The 17616-nt window shown below is 73.5% G+C and carries 17 protein-coding genes; 10 read left to right on the forward strand and 7 right to left on the reverse strand.

Annotation, left to right across the window (positions count from 1 at the left end):
- Window positions 1-38 precede the first annotated feature (38 nt).
- Window positions 39-1781: a glycoside hydrolase family 6 protein gene (locus ACFYNX_RS14305; protein WP_388661459.1), complete on the forward strand. Its 1743-nt coding sequence runs from the start codon at window positions 39-41 to the stop codon at window positions 1779-1781.
- Window positions 1782-1839: 58 nt separating this feature from the next.
- Here the strand turns inward: ACFYNX_RS14305 and ACFYNX_RS14310 are convergent, their stop codons facing one another.
- Window positions 1840-2892, reverse strand: coding sequence for a LacI family DNA-binding transcriptional regulator (locus tag ACFYNX_RS14310; RefSeq protein ID WP_388661462.1), 1053 nt, complete (start codon window positions 2890-2892; stop codon window positions 1840-1842).
- Window positions 2893-3262: 370 nt separating this feature from the next.
- On the opposite strand from ACFYNX_RS14310, the gene ACFYNX_RS14315 reads away from it, so the two are divergent.
- The 4 genes from ACFYNX_RS14315 (at window position 3263) to ACFYNX_RS14330 (ending at window position 8116) form a co-directional block, all read left to right on the forward strand.
- On the forward strand, window positions 3263-4597 hold the full coding sequence (locus tag ACFYNX_RS14315; protein ID WP_388661465.1) for an ABC transporter substrate-binding protein: 1335 nt from the start codon (window positions 3263-3265) through the stop codon (window positions 4595-4597).
- 91 nt (window positions 4598-4688) lie between these two features.
- Window positions 4689-5693 (forward strand): sugar ABC transporter permease, encoded by a 1005-nt coding sequence (locus ACFYNX_RS14320; protein ID WP_365544249.1) that lies wholly within the window; start codon window positions 4689-4691, stop codon window positions 5691-5693.
- 4 nt (window positions 5694-5697) lie between these two features.
- Entirely contained in the window at window positions 5698-6609 is a 912-nt protein-coding gene (locus tag ACFYNX_RS14325) for a carbohydrate ABC transporter permease (protein ID WP_365544252.1), read from the forward strand.
- A gap of 58 nt (window positions 6610-6667) precedes the next feature.
- The gene (locus ACFYNX_RS14330; RefSeq protein WP_388661469.1) at window positions 6668-8116 is read left to right on the forward strand and encodes a GH1 family beta-glucosidase; all 1449 of its coding nucleotides are present in this window, start codon (window positions 6668-6670) and stop codon (window positions 8114-8116) included.
- 65 nt (window positions 8117-8181) lie between these two features.
- On the opposite strand, the gene ACFYNX_RS14335 is transcribed toward ACFYNX_RS14330, so the two are convergent.
- Both ACFYNX_RS14335 and ACFYNX_RS14340 read right to left on the reverse strand, forming a co-directional pair.
- A complete protein-coding gene (locus tag ACFYNX_RS14335; protein WP_356547973.1) occupies window positions 8182-8652 on the reverse strand; it encodes a hypothetical protein in 471 nt (156 codons plus the stop codon).
- Window positions 8653-8853: 201 nt separating this feature from the next.
- Window positions 8854-9591: a helix-turn-helix domain-containing protein gene (locus ACFYNX_RS14340; protein WP_365544258.1), complete on the reverse strand. Its 738-nt coding sequence runs from the start codon at window positions 9589-9591 to the stop codon at window positions 8854-8856.
- Between the two features lie 164 nt (window positions 9592-9755).
- On the opposite strand from ACFYNX_RS14340, the gene ACFYNX_RS14345 reads away from it, so the two are divergent.
- Entirely contained in the window at window positions 9756-10703 is a 948-nt protein-coding gene (locus ACFYNX_RS14345) for a glycerophosphodiester phosphodiesterase (RefSeq protein WP_388661474.1), read from the forward strand.
- Window positions 10704-10730: 27 nt separating this feature from the next.
- Here the strand turns inward: ACFYNX_RS14345 and ACFYNX_RS14350 are convergent, their stop codons facing one another.
- Window positions 10731-11651 carry a GlxA family transcriptional regulator gene (locus ACFYNX_RS14350; protein ID WP_388661566.1) on the reverse strand — a complete coding sequence of 307 codons (921 nt, stop codon included), beginning with the start codon at window positions 11649-11651 and terminating at the stop codon, window positions 10731-10733.
- A gap of 299 nt (window positions 11652-11950) precedes the next feature.
- Between ACFYNX_RS14350 and ACFYNX_RS14355 the strand changes: the two genes are divergently transcribed.
- On the forward strand, window positions 11951-13204 hold the full coding sequence (locus ACFYNX_RS14355; protein WP_388661477.1) for an MFS transporter: 1254 nt from the start codon (window positions 11951-11953) through the stop codon (window positions 13202-13204).
- On the opposite strand, the gene ACFYNX_RS14360 is transcribed toward ACFYNX_RS14355, so the two are convergent.
- Window positions 13201-13743 carry an HD domain-containing protein gene (locus tag ACFYNX_RS14360; RefSeq protein ID WP_388661480.1) on the reverse strand — a complete coding sequence of 181 codons (543 nt, stop codon included), beginning with the start codon at window positions 13741-13743 and terminating at the stop codon, window positions 13201-13203. The genes ACFYNX_RS14355 and ACFYNX_RS14360 overlap by 4 nt on opposite strands.
- 115 nt (window positions 13744-13858) lie before the next feature.
- On the opposite strand from ACFYNX_RS14360, the gene ACFYNX_RS14365 reads away from it, so the two are divergent.
- A complete protein-coding gene (locus ACFYNX_RS14365) occupies window positions 13859-14806 on the forward strand; it encodes a TIGR03564 family F420-dependent LLM class oxidoreductase (protein WP_388661483.1) in 948 nt (315 codons plus the stop codon).
- Between the two features lie 15 nt (window positions 14807-14821).
- On the opposite strand, the gene ACFYNX_RS14370 is transcribed toward ACFYNX_RS14365, so the two are convergent.
- A complete protein-coding gene (locus ACFYNX_RS14370) occupies window positions 14822-15589 on the reverse strand; it encodes a 4'-phosphopantetheinyl transferase family protein (protein WP_388661486.1) in 768 nt (255 codons plus the stop codon).
- Between the two features lie 318 nt (window positions 15590-15907).
- On the opposite strand from ACFYNX_RS14370, the gene ACFYNX_RS14375 reads away from it, so the two are divergent.
- Window positions 15908-16501, forward strand: a complete 594-nt coding sequence (locus tag ACFYNX_RS14375; protein WP_388661489.1) for a TetR/AcrR family transcriptional regulator — start codon at window positions 15908-15910, stop codon at window positions 16499-16501.
- A gap of 40 nt (window positions 16502-16541) precedes the next feature.
- Here ACFYNX_RS14375 and ACFYNX_RS14380 read toward each other — a convergent pair whose 3' ends face one another.
- Window positions 16542-16916: a VOC family protein gene (locus ACFYNX_RS14380; RefSeq protein ID WP_388661492.1), complete on the reverse strand. Its 375-nt coding sequence runs from the start codon at window positions 16914-16916 to the stop codon at window positions 16542-16544.
- 166 nt (window positions 16917-17082) lie between these two features.
- Here ACFYNX_RS14380 and ACFYNX_RS14385 point away from each other — a divergent pair, with 166 nt between their 5' ends.
- A complete protein-coding gene (locus tag ACFYNX_RS14385) occupies window positions 17083-17514 on the forward strand; it encodes a VOC family protein (RefSeq protein ID WP_125668442.1) in 432 nt (143 codons plus the stop codon).
- Window positions 17515-17616: the final 102 nt, after the last annotated feature.

Here is a 17616-nt window from a genome sequence, read left to right on the forward strand (position 1 = left end):
TGATCACCCCTTCCCAGTCGAAAGGAACCCCCATTCGCATGAGCCGCACCCGTCGCACCAGCCGCACCGCCCTCCTGGCGGCGCTCGGCCTCATCACGGCCACCGGCGCCACCGCCACCGCCCTCGGCGCCGCCACCGCAGGCGCCGCCTCCCCCGGCTGCAAGGTCGACTACCGGATCACCAACCAGTGGAACACCGGCTTCGGCACCGACGTGACCGTCACCAACACCGGTGACCGCGTGGACTCGTGGACCGTCGAGTGGGTCTACGCCGGCAACCAGCGGGTCGCACAGGGCTGGAACGCCACCCTCACCCAGTCCGGCACCGCCGTCACCGCGAAGAGCCTCTCCTACAACGGGGCACTGGCCACTGGTGGATCGGCGTCCTTCGGCTTCAACGGCTCGTACAGCGGCACGAACGCGGTGCCGACGTCCTTCAAGCTCAACGGGGTCACCTGCAACACGACCAATCCGCCCACGGACCCGCCCACCACTCCCCCGACGACCCCGCCCACCACCCCTCCCCCCGGGTCCAGGGCCGACAACCCCTACGCCGGCGCCAAGGCGTACGTGAACCCCGAGTGGTCCGCGAAGGCCGCCGCCGAGCCGGGCGGCACCAAGGTGTCGAACCAGCCCACCGGCGTCTGGCTGGACCGGATCGCCGCGATCAACGGCTCCCCGACCTCCATGGGCCTGCGCGCCCACCTCGACGAGGCCCTGAGGCAGAAGGGTTCCGACGAGCTCGTCGTCCAGCTCGTGATCTACAACCTGCCCGGCCGCGACTGCGCGGCACTCGCCTCCAACGGCGAGCTGGGCCCGACGGAGATCGGCCGCTACAAGACCGAGTACATCGATCCCATCGCCGCGGTCCTCGCGGACCAGAAGTACGCGGGCCTGCGGATCGTCACCACCGTCGAGATCGACTCGCTGCCCAACCTGGTCACCAACGTCAGCGGTCGCCCGACCGCCACCCCGAACTGCGACGTCATGAAGGCCAACGGCAACTACGTCACCGGCGTCGGCTACGCGCTCAAGAAGCTGGGCTCGATCGCCAACGTCTACAACTACGTGGACGCCGGCCACCACGGCTGGCTGGGCTGGGACGACAACTTCGGCGCCTCCGCCGAACTGTTCAAGCAGGCCGCCACGGCCGAGGGCTCCACGGTCGCCAACGTGCACGGATTCATCGTCAACACCGCCAACTACAGCGCCCTGAAGGAGGACCACTTCCGGATCGACGACAGCGTGAACGGCGTCTCCGTCCGCCAGTCGAAGTGGGTCGACTGGAACCGCTACGCCGATGAGCTGTCGTACGCCCAGGCCATGCGCGCCAAGCTGGTGTCCCTCGGCTTCGACGCGAACCTCGGCATGCTGATCGACACCTCCCGCAACGGCTGGGGCGGCGCCGCCCGGCCCACCACCGCGGGTCCGACGAACAGCGTCGACACGTACGTGAACGGAGGGCGCTACGACCGGCGCATCCACCTCGGCAACTGGTGCAACCAGTCCGGCGCGGGCCTCGGCGAACGGCCGCAGGCGGCGCCCGCCGCGGGCATCGACGCCTACGTCTGGATGAAGCCCCCGGGTGAGTCCGACGGCGCCAGCAAGGAGATCCCGAACGACGAGGGCAAGGGCTTCGACCGCATGTGCGACCCGACGTACACGGGCAACGCCCGCAACGGGAACAGCATGTCGGGCGCGCTGCCGGACGCCCCGGTCTCGGGCCGGTGGTTCCCGGCGCAGTTCCAGGAGCTCCTGAAGAACGCCCACCCGGCGCTGTAACGCCCCGTGCGGGAGCCCCCGCGGTCCGGTCCCCGGGTTCGCGGGGGCTCCCCTTCGCCTAGGACGACTCGCGCACGACCAGTTCCGTCGGCAGCACACGGCGGCGGCTCCCCGCGCGATCCGCCCCCGGGCCCCCCGGGGCCTCCGCGCCTTCCGTGATCTCTCCTATCAGCATCCGCGCCATCGTCCGGCCCATCTCCTCGGTCGGCTGGCGCACGCTGGTCAGCGGCGGGTCCATGAGCCGTGCCACCGGCGAGTCGTCGACCCCGACGAGGGCGACGTCCTCGGGCACCCGGCGGCCCGCCTCCCGCAGGGCCCCGCGCGCGCCGGCCGCCATCACGTCGGAGGCGGCGAAGACCGCGTCCAGGTCCGGCCTGCGGTCGAGCAGCAGCCGCATGGCCCGCCGGCCGCCCTCCTCGGTGAAGTCGCCCGCCGAGACCAGCTCCTCGTCGGGCGCGAGTCCGGCCTCCGTGAGGCCCGCCCGGTAGCCGCCGAGCCGGGCGCGCGCCACGTACATGTCGAGCGGCCCGGTGACGGTCGCGATCCGGCTCCGGCCGCGCGCCACCAGGTGGGCGACGGCCGCCCGCCCCGCCCCGATGTTGTCCGAGTCCACGTACGGCACGGGTTCGGCCTCCGTGCGGCGTCCGTTCATGACGACCGGCAGGCCCAGTTCCCCGATCCGGTCGGGCAGGGGGTCGTCGCCGTGGACGGAGGCGAGCAGCACGCCGTCGACGCGCTGGGCCGCGAGGTACTGCTCGAAGCGCTGCCGCTCCTGTTCGGTGCGGACCAGGGTGAGCAGCAACTGCTTCTCGGATTCGGCCAGTTCGGCGCTGACGCCGCGGATGAGGTCGAGGAAGTACGGCTCCGCGAAGAGCCGGGCCTCGGCCTCGGGGATGACGAGCGCGATCGCGTCGGTGCGGCTGCCGGCCAGGGCGCGGGCGGCCTGGTTGGGCACGTAGCCGAGCTCCGCGACGGCTCTGGCGACGGCCGTCCTGGTCCGTTCGCTGACCCGGGGGGAGCCGTTGATGACCCGGGAGACCGTGCCCCGGCCGACCCCGGCCCTGGCCGCGACCTGTTCCAGGGTGGGTCTGCCGTTCTGCCGTCCGTTCACGACTTCGGTGGCTCCCCTCGGAGGACGTACGGGTGGTCCGTTCGGCCCCCAGCAGGATGGGAGCGCTCCCACATTAGATCATCCGGAGCCCTCCGCACCATGAGGCGCGTTCAGGAGATGACGTGACGGGCGGTCGGGCCGGGGCGCCGGGAGGGCGCGAAACCCCCGGAAAACCTTCCCGTAACGAATCCGCGTTCATCTCTTGACACCCGCACCCGGCAGGCAGCAACCTTCCGGCAACGACGTGGGAGCGCTCCCATAGACGGGGCGCACACCCCGCGACGGGTCCGGGCCGGCCGCCGCCGAGCCGCGTTCAGCCGGCCGGGCCCCTTGGCGCACAACGAGCACCACCTTGGACGAGGAGAGTGGAATGCGCACTTCCAGCAGCAGACGCGGGCGCCGCACGGCGATCGCGGCGGTCGCCGTCGCCGTGACCGGCACGACCCTGCTCACCGGCTGCGGCAGCGACGGTGACGACGGCGCCGAGAGCGGCGGCACGATCACGCTGCGGGTCGGGACCTTCGGTTCCTTCGGCTACGACGACAAGACCGGCGCCAAGCTCTACGCCGAGTACGAGAAGGCCCACCCCGGCATCAAGATCGAGGAGTCGAACGTCGCCGACGGGCAGAAGTACTGGGACACGCTGAAGCTGCGCCTCTCCCGCAACAGCGGCCTCGCGGACGTCCAGGCGGTCGAGGTCGGCTACATCGCCGAGGCGACCGGCCCGACCATGGCGGACAAGTGGGTCGACCTGGGCAAGGAGGGCGGTGCGAAGCTCGACGCCTTCCTCGACTGGAAGGTCAAGCAGGCCACCACCGCCGACGGCCGGGTAATCGGCCTCGGCACCGACATCGGCCCCATGGCCGTCTGCTACAACAAGGACCTCTTCGCCAAGGCCAAGCTGCCCACCGACCGCGACGCCGTCGGGAAGCTGTGGGCCGGCGACTGGTCCAAGTTCCTGGAGGTCGGGAAGACCTACCGGAAGAACGCGCCCGCGGGCACCGCCTTCCACGACTCGGCGAGCGGCCTCTTCAACGCGGTCGTCTCCAGCGACCCGGTGCAGTACGCCGACGCGAGCGGCAAGCTCGACTGGGAGAACAGCCCCGGCGTGAAGAAGGCCTGGGACACCGCCGTCGCGGCGGCGCAGGGCGGACTCACCGCCAAACTGCGCCAGTTCGACGAGAAGGGCACCTGGAACGCGGCCTTCAAGAACGCGAAGTTCGCCACCGTCGCCTGCCCGAGCTGGATGACCGGCATCATCAAGGACCAGGCCGGACCGGCCAACCAGGGCAAGTGGGACATCGCCGCGCCGCCGGTGGCCGGCAACTGGGGCGGGGCCTTCCTCGCCGTGCCGAAGTCCGGGAAGCACGTCAAGGAGGCGGCCGAGCTGGCCGCCTGGCTGACCGCCCCGGCGCAGCACGCCAAGGTGTTCGCGGTCAACGGCAACATCCCCTCGTCCAAGGACACGCTCACCTCGGTCGCCGTCCAGGAGGCGAAGCTGCCGTACTTCGGCGACACCCCGGTCGGCAAGATCTTCTCCAGCGCCGCGGCCGGGATCACGCCCGCCAGCATCAGCCGCTACGACGGCCAGGTGAAGACCTTCCTCACCGACAACGGCATCCTCGACATCGAGCAGCGCGGCACCGACCCGGCCAAGGCCTGGGAGAACGTCAAGAAGCTGGTCGACGACAAGATCGACCAGTAGCGGGGGCCGCGTGCCGGTCCGCCGCCGCCTGCCGGGCGGCGGACCGGCACCGTCCGCACCAGCGCACGCATCGACTTGGAAGGACGCCCCCGTGGCCACCTCCGTCCGGGCGCGGTCCGACGGCTCCCCGCCGCCCGCCGCCCCGCCCTCCTCCCCCGGCCCGCGCGGCCGCCGCCCCGCCCCCGGCGGCTGGCGCAGCACCCTCTACCGCTGGGACCTGAAGGCGGTTCCGTACGTCTTCGTCGCCCCCTTCTTCCTCACCTTCGCCGCCTTCGGCCTCTTCCCGCTGATCTACACCGGCTGGCTCTCCCTCCACCGGGTGGAGCTCGGCGGCGGGGCCGAGTGGAAGGGCCTGGAGAACTACACCGACCTCGCGACCAGCGAGTTCTTCTGGAACGCGCTCTTCAACACCTTCACCATCGGGGTCCTCTCGACCGTCCCGCAGCTCCTCATGGCCCTGGGCCTGGCGCACCTGCTGAACTACAGGCTGCGGGGCCGCGGCTTCTTCCGGGTCGCGATCCTCGCCCCGTACGCCACCTCGATCGCGGCGGCGACCCTGGTCTTCGCCCAGTTGTTCAACGCCGACTACGGGATGATCAACAGCCTCCTGGAGTGGGCCGGCGTCGGCCCGGTCGACTGGGAGGCGTCCAAGTGGCCCGCGCAGATCGCCATCTCGACGATCGTGACCTGGCGCTGGACCGGCTACAACGCGCTGATCTACCTGGCCGCCATGCAGGCCGTGCCGCAGGACCTGTACGAGGCGGCGTCCCTGGACGGGGCCTCGCGCTGGCGCCAGTTCCTCAGCGTCACCATCCCCTCCATCCGGCCCACCATCCTCTTCACGATCGTGGTCTCCACCATCGGCGCCACCCAGCTCTTCGGCGAGCCGATGCTCTACGGCGGCAGCGTCGGCATCAGCGGTGGCAGCGGCAACCAGTTCCAGACGCTGAGCCTGCTGATGTACGAGAAGGGGTGGGTCACCGGCGCCCTCGGCCAGGCCTCGGCCATCGCCTGGGTGATGCTGCTGCTCCTGCTGATCGTCGGCGGCGTCCAGGCGCTCGTCTCCCGCCACAACCGCAAGAAGCTGGGGGGCTGACCTCATGGCCCGCACACTCGACACGCCCCGACCGGCGAGCCCGGCGGCCGGACGCCCCGCGCCCGGCCGGCGCTTCCGCCAGTCGGCCGGCCGGCAGCACCACGCCGGACCGCTGACGTACGTCCTGCTCGTCCTCGCCGCGGCGGTCTCGCTCTTCCCGCTGTACTGGAACGTGGTCGCCGCCTCGCACACCGGCGAGCGGGTCGTGGCGGCCCCGGCGCCGCTGCTGCCCGGCCCCCGCCTGTTCGACAACCTCACCTTCGCCTGGAACCAGGTCGACATGGGCGAGGCCCTGGTCAACACGACGATCGTGGCGAGCCTGGTGGCCGTGTCCACCGTCCTCTTCTCCACGCTCGCCGGCTTCGCCTTCGCCAAACTCCCCTTCCGGGGACGGACGATGCTGCTCTCGCTCGTGGTCGCCACGATGACGATCCCGCCGCAGCTCAGCGTCATCCCGCTCTACCAGATCGTCACGGACCTCGGCTGGGTCGACCAGCTCCAGTCGGTCGTGCTGCCCTCGCTCGTCGCCGCCTTCGGCGTCTTCTTCATGCGCCAGTTCCTCGTCGAGGCGCTGCCCGTGGAGCTGGTGGAGGCGGCCCGGATGGACGGCGCGCACAGCCTCCGGGTGATCTGGCACGTGGTCTTCCCGGTGGCCCGGCCCGCGATGGCGGTGCTCGGCATGCTGGTCTTCGTCCAGTCGTGGAACGACTTCTTCTGGCCCTTCATCGCCCTCACCCCCGACGGCAACCCCACCCTCCAGGTGGCGCTCGCCGGGCTCGGCGCGGGCAACCACAGCGTGGACCACGCCATCGTGCTGACCGGCGCCCTGATCTCCACCGTGCCGCTGCTGCTCGTCTTCGCCTTCCTCGGCAAGCACATCGTGGGCGGCATCACGGCCGGCGCCGTCAAGAGCTGACCGGCCCCTCCCCCACCACCACGTACCGATCCCGCACCAGCGTTGGGAGCTCCCTCCTATGACCGCGTCCGACACCCGGCCGCTCACCGCCGTCCGCTCGTTCCCGCCCGGCTTCCTGTGGGGCGCGGCCACCGCCGCGTACCAGATCGAGGGGGCGGCGGCGGAGGACGGCCGCACCCCCTCCATCTGGGACACCTTCTCGCACACCCCCGGCAGGGTCTTCGAGGGCCACACCGGTGACGTGGCCGTGGACCACTACCACCGGTTCCGCGAGGACGTCGCCCTGATGTCCGAACTCGGCCTGAACGCCTACCGGTTCTCCGTCTCCTGGTCCCGGGTGCAGCCCACCGGGCGCGGTCCCGCCGTCCAGAAGGGCCTGGACTTCTACCGGGCGCTCGTGGACGAGCTGCTGACCGCCGGGATCGAGCCGGCCCTGACGCTCTACCACTGGGACCTGCCGCAGGAGCTGGAGGACGCGGGGGGCTGGCCGGAGCGGGCGACCGCCGAGCGGTTCGCGGAGTACGCGGGGATCGTCGCGGACGCCGTCGGTGACCGGGTCTCGCGGTGGACCACGCTCAACGAGCCCTGGTGCAGCGCCTTCCTGGGGTACGGCTCCGGGGTGCACGCCCCGGGCCGCACCGACCCGGTGGCCGCCCTGCGCGCGGCCCACCACCTCAACCTGGGGCACGGGCTCGCGGTCCAGGCGCTGCGGGCCGCACTGCCGGCGGGCCGTCCGCAGCAGCTCTCCGTCTCCCTCAACCTGCACGAGGTGCGGCCGCTGACCCGTTCCGCCGGGGACCTGGACGCGGCCCGCCGCATCGACGCCGTCGGCAACCGGGTCTGGCTGGGGCCGATGCTGGAGGGCGCCTACCCGGAGGACCTGCTCGCCGACACCGCGCACCTCACCGACTGGTCCTTCGTGCGGGACGGGGACACGGCCGCGGCGAAGCAGCCGCTGGACCTGCTCGCGATCAACTACTACGCGCCGACCCTGGTGTCGGAGGTCGCGGAGGGCGCCGAGAAGCCGCAGGACGACGGGCACGGCGACAGCGAGCACTCCCCGTGGCCGGGGGCGGACCGGGTCGCCTTCCACCGGGCGCCGGGCGAGCGGACTGCGATGGGCTGGCCGGTCGACGCGAGCGCGCTGTACGACCTGCTGAAGCGGGTGTCCGCCGCGTACCCCGGTCTGCCGCTGGTGATCAGCGAGAACGGCGCGGCGTACGAGGACGTGGTCGGCCCGGACGGCTCGGTGCACGACCCGGAGCGCGCCGCGTACGTGCACGCGCACCTGGAGGCGGTGCACCGGGCGCTCGCGGACGGCGTGGACGTGCGCGGCTACTTCCTCTGGTCGCTGCTGGACAACTTCGAGTGGGCGTACGGCTACGCGAAGCGGTTCGGGGCGGTCCGGGTCGACTACGACACCCTGGAGCGGACGCCGAAGTCGAGCGCCCGCTGGTACGCGCGGGTGGCGCGGTCGGGCGAGCTGACGGCCCCGGACGCGGGCTGAGGCGGAGACGCCCCGGGGGCCGTGCCGGATCACCGGCACGGCCCCCGGCCTTTTCCGACGTGACGTCAGATGTCGATCACCCGGTAGCCGATGACGTAGACCCCGCCGGAGCCCTCGACGGTGCGCCACTGGGTCTCGGCGCCGGCCTCGGAGCCGGTGACCAGGGTGGCGCCGAGCTTGTCGTCGCCGCTGGTCGAGTCGTAGTCCCACAGGGTCAGGGTGCGGGCCTGCTGCTTGCCCAGGACGAGGGCCGCGCTGCTGTTGCCGTCGGCCATGGAGCGGACGTAACCGGTGCCCATGGTCTGGTACTTGAGGCTGCCGCCGGGCCAGACCTTGACGGCGTTGCCGTTGGCGTCGGTGATCTTGAGGTAGGCCTCGTCGTGGTCGCCCTCGCTGTTCTTCTGGCAGTGCAGCTCGACGAGCTCGATCTTCACGTAGTCGATCGGCTCGGCGTGCGCGGTGCCGGCGAAGGCGCCGAGGCTGCCGAGTCCGAGCAGGGCGGTGGCGGCCAGTCGGACGGCTCGGTTCTTGCGCATGTGGTGGTCCCCCCACACATCGGGTCACGGGTGTGACGTGGAGTCCGGTCCGCCCCCGTGGCGGTCCCGGTGTGCCGTTTCCCCCGGCACGACTCCACTGTGCCCGGCTCCCCCGGCCGGGCTCTACGCGCGTTCCGCTGGCCGGAACGGAGCCCCGGAAAGGCCTTCCCGGGAGACGGGAGCGGCCGCCGGAAGGCCTTCTCAGGGGACGAGGGCGGCCGACGGGAGCGGTCTTCGCCGGCCGCCGCCGGCGAGCGCGCGGGTGATCGCGGCGCCGGCCCCGGCGACGGCGTGGGCCAGCGCGTCGAGCCGGCGGCCCGCCGGGACCATGGCGGCGAGCGCGGCGACCGTGCGCCCGTCCGGGGCGCGGACCGGCAGCGAGGCGCAGCACACCCCTTCCACCACGTCCTCCCGGTCGAGGACGGCGCCGCCCCTCAGGGGTCCCCGCAGGGCGCGGCCGGCGGCGGTGTCGAGCCGGAACGCGAGTCCGTTCCGTACGGGGAGGAGGGGTTCCAGGTCCCCCGGCACCGAGCCGACCGTGAGCGCCGTCTCCTCGCGCAGGACGACCAGGACGACGCTGGCGCCGGTGGCGGCCCGCAGTCGCTGGAGCGGCAGCTCGGCGGCGGGGCGCAGGCCGGGGTGCGGCTCCCAGGCCTGGCCGAGGCGGTAGAGCTGCGGGCCGACCCGGTAGCGGTTTCCGGCCCTCTCGACGGCGCCGACGCCGACCAACTGGTCGAGCAGCCGGTGGACGGTGCCCTTGGGCACTCCGCAGGCGAGCGCCAGTTCGGTCACCCCGGCCTCGTCGCCGTTCCGGCGCAGGGCGTCGAGCAGGGCGAACGCCCCTTCGAGCACGCCCCGGCCGCGCGGGGCCCCCTCCCGCGCGTCCCGTGTCGCGGTCGCCCCGGTGCCGGTCGTTCCCGTTCCCTTGTCCGTGTCCATGCGTCCCCCTCGCTCCGTACGCCCGGCCGTGGTCCCCCGACGGCACGGCTCCGGGCACGCCTTCCACCATGCCGCAGACCGGACCTTCCGGCGAAGGGGCTCGGACCGCGCGTCGTGGCGCGAACGGGCGGCCGTCCGGCGCGTCCCCTCTAGGGTGTGCACTCATGAACGACGCTCTTCCGCCCGTTTCCCGGTCGCGCCGTCGGCGGGCCGCCGGCTTCGCCGCCGGGGCCGTCGCCGTGGCGGCGGCCGCGACCGTGTTCGCGGCCGCTCCGTCCCGGCCCTCTCCCTCTCCCGCGTCCTCGCCGTCCGCGTCCCGCTCCCCGGCGCGGGACACCGAGGCGGCGGGGAACCCCTGGATCCGCCCCGCCGGGGCGCCGCCGACCGTGTTCGCCCACCGGGGGGCCGCCTCCGCCGCGCCCGAGAACACGCTGGTCTCCGACGAGGTCGCCCGCCGGGGCGGGGCGCGGTGGATCGAGAACGACGTCCAGCCGAGCAAGGACGGCGTGCCGTACGTCCTGCACGACACGACCGTCGACCGGACGACCGACGGCACGGGTGCGGTCCGGTCCCTGACCTCCGCCCAACTGGACGCCCTGGACGCGGGCTCCTGGTTCGCCCCGGCCTACGCCGGCACCCGCGTCCCGACCCTGGCCGCCCAACTGGCGGACCTCCGGGAGCGCGGCGGCGACCTGCTCCTGGAGATCAAGGGCCGGCACAGCCGCGCCGAGGTGGACCGGATCGTGCGGGAGGTCCGGGAGCAGAACATGACGCGCCGGGTCTTCGTCCAGAGCTTCGACGTCACCTCCCTGCGGTACGCGCACGAGCTGGCGCCCGAGCTCCCGACCGGCCTCCTGCGCGACACCGTGGACGCCGATCCGGTCGCGCTCGCGAAGGAGCTGGACCTCACCGCGTACAACGTCTCGCACGTCGCCCTGGCCCGGCGGCCGGAGGTGGTCGGCGCGCTGCACGCGGCGGGCGTGGCGGTGAACGTCTGGACGGTCGACGCCCCCGACCGCTGGAAGGCCATGGACGACCTCGGGGTGGACGGGATCATCACCAACCGGCCGACGGAGCTGGGCGGTTGGACGGCGGGCCGGAGCGCGGGCTAGAGCCTTTCCGGCCGTCGCGCGTACCGCTCAGTCCGTTCCCCGGAACGTGTTGCGGTAGGCGCGCGGTGAGACCCCGAGGGCCTCCCGGAAGTGCAGGCGCATCGCCGTGCCGGTGCCGAAACCGGCCCGCGCGGCGATGCGGTCCACCGGCTCGTCGGTCCGTTCGAGGAGGCGCCGGGCGTACTGGAGCCGTTGTTCGGCCAGCCAGCGGATCGGGGTCGCGCCGGTCTCCCGCAGGAAGCGCCGGCTCAGCGTCCGCACGCTCATGGACGCCTCCCTGGCCAGGTCCTCCAGGGTCAGCGGCTCCCCCAGGTGCCCGAGGGCGTAGGCGCGGGCGGCCGCCGTGGAGTCGGCGCCGGGCGCGGGCACCGGCTGCTCGACGTACTGCGCCTGTCCGCCCTCCCGGTGGGGCGGTACGACGGTGCGCCGGGCGACCGTGTTGGCGACCTCGGCCCCGTGGTCGCCGCGGATCATGTGCAGGCACAGGTCGATGCCGGCGGCGACCCCCGCGGACGTGAGGACGCCCCCGTCGTCCGTGTACAGCACGTCGGGGTCCACCCGTATCTCCGGGTACAGGGACCGCAGTTCGTCGCAGGACTTCCAGTGGGTCGTCGCCCGCCGTCCCGCGAGGAGTCCGGCCGCCGCGAGGACGAACGTGCCGGTGCAGATCGAGGCCACCCGCGCGCCGCGCGGGACGTGCGCCAGCGCCCGGCGCAGGGGCTCCGACAACCGGCCCCGCTCCTGGGGTCCGTAGTCCTCCGTGGCGGCCGGGACGAGCACGGTGTCGGCCCGTTCCAGTGCGCGGGGGCCGTGGGCGACGTTCACGGTGAAGTCCGCGTCCGTGATCAGCTCGCCGGGCTCCGGGGCGCAGGTCACCACCGAGTACAGCGGTCGGCCTCCGGCGTCGACGGCCGTTCCGAAGAGCCGGTGGACGATGCCCAGTTCCATGGGCAGCAGCCCGGGACGGACCAGGGTGACCACGCGGTGCGGCACGTCCTCGCTCCCCCTCCCGATGGCCGACCCCCTGATGGCCGGATCCTTTCACTCTACGTCCATCCGGCCAGTGGTTCGGGACCGGTCCCCCTCCGAGGATGGGACCCATGGAAGAAGCGAACACCGGACATCTCCGGCATTCCCCGGACCGTGCCGACCGCCTCGCTCCCGATCCCGGACCGGGCTCCGGTCCCGGGTCCGGGACGGATCCCGGCTCCCGGTCCGCGGGCCACCGCGCCTGGTGGGTGGCCGCCGTGGCGACGCTCGTCATCGTCGTCGCCGGCTCCTTCTCCACCCTGCCCGGCATCCTGCAGAACCCGCTCCAGGAGGAGTTCCGCTGGACGCGCGGCACCATCGGCGTCGCCACGGCGGTGAACATGGTCCTGTACGGGCTCACCGCGCCGTTCGCCGCCGCCCTCATGGACCGCTTCGGGATCCGGCGCACGGTGGTCGCCGCCCTGGCCACCGTGGCGGCCGGCGCCCTGCTCACCACGGTGATGACCGCGCCCTGGCAGTTCACCCTCTTCTGGGGGTTCCTGGTCGGTCTCGGCACCGGTTCCACGGCCATGGCGTTCGGGGCCACCGTCACCCACCGCTGGTTCGCCACCCGGCGCGGTCTGGTGACCGGGATCCTCTCCTCGGGCAGCGTCTTCGGACAGATGGTGTTCCTGCCCGCCCTGTCCTGGACGACCGACCGCCACGACTGGCGTCCCGCCCTGGTCGGCCCGGCCCTCGCGGCGGTGGCCGTGGTCCCGCTCGTCCTGCTGGTCCTGCGCGACCACCCCGCCGACATCGGCGCGCGCCCCTACGGGAGCAGCGGGTTCGTCGCCAAGCCGCCCCCGGTCCGCGGCGTCGCCCGCCGCACCCTCGTCGTGCTCCGCGACTCCGCCCGCACCACGCCCTTCTGGCTGCTCGCCGCCCTGTTCGCGATCTGCGGCGCGACCACCAACGGCATCATGTGGACCCACTTCGCCCCCGCCGCCCACGACCACGGCATGGCCGTCACGACCGCCTCGTCCCTGCTCGCCCTCATCGGCGTCTTCAACGTCGCGGGCACCATCGGCTCGGGCTGGCTCACCGACCGCGCGGACCCCCGCCGTCTGCTCGCCGTCTGCTTCACCCTGCGCGGCGTGCTGCTGATGCTGCTCCCGCTCATGATGGCGGCCACGGTGACCCCGGCCATGACGGGCTTCGTCGTCGTCTTCGGCCTCCTCGACCTCGCCACCGTGCCCCCCGTCATCGCGCTGTGCCGGACCTTCTACGGCGACGACGGCGCCATCGTCTTCGGCTGGGTCAACGCCGCCCATCAGGTCGGGGCCGCCCTGGCCGCCCTGCTCGGCGGCGTCGCCCGCGACGCCTTCGGAAGCTACGACCCGGTCTGGTTCGTACTCGGCACCGCCTGCGCCGGTGCCGCGCTCCTCGCCCTGGTCGTCCGCACCTCCTCCGCCGCCCCGGACGACGGCCCCGCCCCGTCGGAGCGGCGGAAGGCCGCGGTGGACCGGGTCTAGGAGGCGGCGGGCCGGGAGGGCGTGCGGGCGTCCGGGGCGGGACCGTCGAGTTCGGCCAGGAGGTCCGGGTTGACCACGCGCAGGATCGTCGCGATCCGGTCGGGGTCGGCGGCGGGCCAGAGGACGGCGCGGGCCGCGCGGTACTTGGCGGCGAGCCGTTCCCGCTGCTCGGGCGGGAGCCCGGCGGACCGGTCGGTGCGGCTGTTGTGCGCGTTGTCGGCGATCTTCACGAGGGTGGCGTCGGGGTCGGCGGTGATCCGCCGGATCTTCTCCTCGTACGTGAGGTCGGGCCGGTTGGTGACGGCTTCGACGAGGGCGACGACCCGGTCCGGGACCCCGGCGGCGCGGAGCCGCTCCGCCGTCCAGTCGGTGTCCTCGACGACGTCGTGCAGCAGACCGGCCATGGCCAGGTCCGGGCCGAGGGGCGCCAGGCCGGCCGCGACCGCGCGGACGTGTTCGACGTACGGGACGCCGGTCTTGTCGACCTGTCCGGCGTGCGCGCGGTCGGCCAGTGCGTCCACCTCGGCGAGAGTCTTCATGCCCCCATCATCGCGGGGCGCGGCGGACGGTGGGGCGGCGGGCCCCGGCCTCTCGACACACGTTTGTCACACGGGATCGGGAATGCCGGTCCGGGAAGGGCCCGTTGCCGGGTGCATGACTCTCGGAGCAACGCTCGGCTCGACCTCACGTCAGCTTCCGATCGACGACACGGTGCGGCTCGCGCGGGAGGCGCGCGACGCCGGCCTGCACTCCGCGTGGTTCGGCCAGTCCTTCGCGTACGACTCGCCCTCGCTCGCCGCGATCGTCGGGCGCGAGGTGCCCGGCCTCCAGGTCGGGACGGCGGCGATCCCGGTCTTCGGCCGGCACCCGCTGCTCGTCTCGTCCCAGGCGCAGACGGCGCAGGCCGCCACCGGCGGCCGCTACCACCTCGGGCTCGCCCTCGGCACCCGTCATCTGACCGAGACCGGCTTCGGCCTCCCGTACGAGCGGCCGATCGGGCTGCTCAGGGAGTTCCTGACCGCTCTGCGCCCGCTGCTCGAAACGGGCAGCGCCGACTTCCACGGGGAGCTCCTGACCGCCACGACCCCCTACCCGGCGTCGGTGCCGGGCGCCGAGCCGCCGGTGCCGGTCCTGGTCGCCGCGATGGGGCCGCAGGCACTGCGGGTCAGCGGTGAACTCGCCGACGGCATCCTGCCGTTCCTGGCCGGCCCCCGGGCGCTCGCCGAGCACGTCGTCCCGGCGCTCCGGGCCGCCGCCGAGGCGGCGGGCCGTCCCGCGCCCCGGGTCGTGGCCCTCGTGCCGGGCGTGGTGACGTCCGACGCGGACGCCGTGCGGGAGGCCGCGGCCGAGGCCCTCGCGCTCTACGAGCGGATCCCCTCCTACCAGCGGGTGATCGGGCTCTCGGGGGCCGAACGGGCCGCCGACCTGGCCCTGATCGGCGACGAGGAGACCGTCGCCGCGGGGATACGGCGCTACCGCGAGGCGGGGGCGACGGAGGTGGTGTTCACCGCGACGGAGGTGAACGGCGAGGAGGACCGGCGCCGCACCTGGAAGCTGCTCGGGGAGCTGAACAAGGGGGAGGGGGTGTCCGGCGGTTCCTAGGGGGTGTCCGGCGGTTCAGGGGGCGCAGGTGCGGGGCTCCGGCAGGGTGTGGGTGCGGAGGTCGGTGATCGGAACGGTCGAGGCGAGGGCCGCCGCGTGGGCCTCGGGGGCCGGCAGGGCGTAGAGGTGGACGGGGGTGTCCGGCCATCCGGGGACCGGGCCCGCGGTCACCCGCGGGCCGCGTACGTCGAGGTGGCGGGGGGCGGCGCGCAGGCCGAGGCCGGTGAGCTTCATCGCCGCCTCCTTGCGGGTCCAGGCGGTCAGCAGCCAGTCGGGCCGTTCGTGGGCGGGCAGGGCCGTGAAGTGCTCCCGCTCGGCCGGCGTCAGCACCGCCCCGGGGAGGACGTCGAGGTTCCGGAGGGAGCCGCGGGCCTCGATGTCGACGCCGACCACGCCGTGCCCGGTCACGGCGACGAGCAGGTGCTCCTCCGTGTGCGACACCGAGTAGTCGACCGGGGGCGGCGTGCCGTGCGCGAAGCGCGGCCGGCCGTGCGGGACGGGGGGCTCGGTCGCGCAGTGGACGCAGTCGCGCCGGACCGCGACGGCGTGGGGCGGCACGCCCAGGTAGTGGGCGCCGACGAGGCGCTGGGCCGCGCGGGAGGTCAGGAAGACGTCGCGTGCGGGGGCCCGGGTGAAGCGGGCGGCGGAGGCACGCTCCTGCCGGTCGAGGAGGGCGTACCAGTCCGGGCGTGCCCGGACGGGGACGTGCCAGAGGTGGCATTCCCCGGGGGCGGGTATGCCGGGGCGGGTGCCCTCGTGGACCGGTGCCGGCACCTCGGTCATGTCTTCCGTCGCGTCCAGGTGTGGGGGGTGGGTGGTGGGGGTGTCGGTGGCGCCGGATGCCTCCGCACGTCGCGCGCTCGCAGGGGCTGTCGGCCGCTGCTCCGGGGGATAATAGGGTGGTTTCACCGGGCGGGGAACGCATATTCCACCGAATGGCTCGAAGTGACATACTCCTGGCACGGCTGACGGCGACTCAGGTGCGCCGCCCGTGCGGCTCCGCCTCGGGGAGGCCGGGCGCCGTGGAACGCGGTCGCCGGTCCGACGGGTCACGAAGTACCGTGTGCGGGAGGTTTCGGCAGGTCGAGACGGGGGTGCACGATGAGGACCGGGGTCCGGGCACAGCAGCGCGAACAGACCCGGCAGACCCTGGTGCGCGAGAGCCGGCGGCTCTTCTCCGCCCATGGATACGCATCCGTCCACCTGTCGGAGGTCGTCCAAGCCGCCGGCGTCACCAAGGGGGCGCTCTACCACCACTTCGAGGGCGGCAAGGCCGCGCTCTTCCGGGCGGTCCTCGAACAGGTCCAGCAGGAGGTCGCCACCCGTGTCGCGGCGACGGCCGACGCCCAGGAGGACTCCTGGAGCCAGCTCACGGCCGGCTGCCACGCCTTCCTGGAAGCCACCACGGACCCCTCCGTCCAGCGCATCATGCTGGTGGACGGACCCGCGGTGCTCGGCTGGCGGAGCTGGCGGGCGATGACCGAGGCCACCTCCGGCCGCCACCTGGCCCACGCCCTCACCGCGCTCGTCCTGGAGGGCACCGTCCCGGCCCAGCCGGTGGCGCCGCTGACGCACCTGCTGTCCGGCGCGATGAACGAGGCCGCCCTGTGGCTGGCCGCGTCGGAGGACGCCGCCGACCTGGCGGCCACCCGGCAGGCGCTGACGCGGATACTGGAGGCCCTGCGGGCCGGTTGACGGCCCGCGGCGCTCCCCCGCCGGGGGCGCCCCGCGCCGGTCAGGCCGCCACGACGTCGACGCGGACCCCGTTGGGGTCGACGACGACGGCGTGCCACCGGCCCCCGTACTCCACGGCCTCCACGGCCCCGTGGGCGGCCAGCCTCTCCCACGCCTCGTCCCCGTCCGCCACGGCCAGGGTGAGCCGCAGCGCGCGCACGGGCGTACGGAGGGGCTCGGGCAGCGAGGGGTGGGTGTGGTCGAGGAGGGCGAGTTCGTGCCGCCGGTGCCCGTCCCGGACCAGGGGCGCGTACCACGGGGTGGTGTGCGCGGCGGTGAAGCCGAAGAGTCTCGCGTAGAAGCCGCGGGTCTCGTCCATGCGCGAGGTGCAGATCACCGGACAGAAGCTGGTCAGCATGGAGGGGGCTCCGCTCACGTACCTACGGTATGTCGGATGACGCTAAAGGCATACTGGCGGTATGTCAATGTGACTCCTGGTGGTACAACGAGCGACCGGCGGGGGCGTCACGCGCCGGCGTGACGCGGGGGCGCGGGGCTCGTTGAGACGGAACGACCGATCCCCCGCGCAGAACGGTGCCGCCATGACGTCCTCCGCCCTGACCAGCTTCTATCCGGTCCTCTGCACCGAGCAGATCGACGAGTCCGTCGCCTTCTACCGCACGCACTTCGGGTTCGAGACGACCTACACGAGCGACTGGTACGTCAGCCTGCGCCGGCCCGAGCCGCCGCACCACGAACTGGCCCTGGTCGCCGCGGGCCACCCCACCGTGCCCGAGGGGTACCGCCGGCCCGCCGCGGGCCTCCTCCTCAACTTCGAGGTGGCCGACGTCGACGCCGAGTACGCGCGACTGGTGCGGGAGGCGGGCCTGCCGGTCGAACTCGACCTGCGCAGCGAGGCGTTCGGGCAGCGCCACTTCATCGTGGCCGGCCCGGACGGCGTCCTGGTGGACGTCATCACGCCCATCCCCCCGTCGGGCGAGTACGTCGACGCCTACCAGGAGGGGATCGGGTGACGAGCGAGTGCCGCGTCCGGTGCCCGCGCACGACGGGTCCGGCCCGCGTCCTCGTGACGCGGGCCGGACCCGGGGCGGCCCTTCCGGGCGGTACGGGGGGTG

The sequence above is a fragment of the Streptomyces sp. NPDC007872 genome (genome assembly GCF_042868165.1).
Classification (GTDB): Bacteria; Actinomycetota; Actinomycetes; order Streptomycetales; family Streptomycetaceae; genus Streptomyces.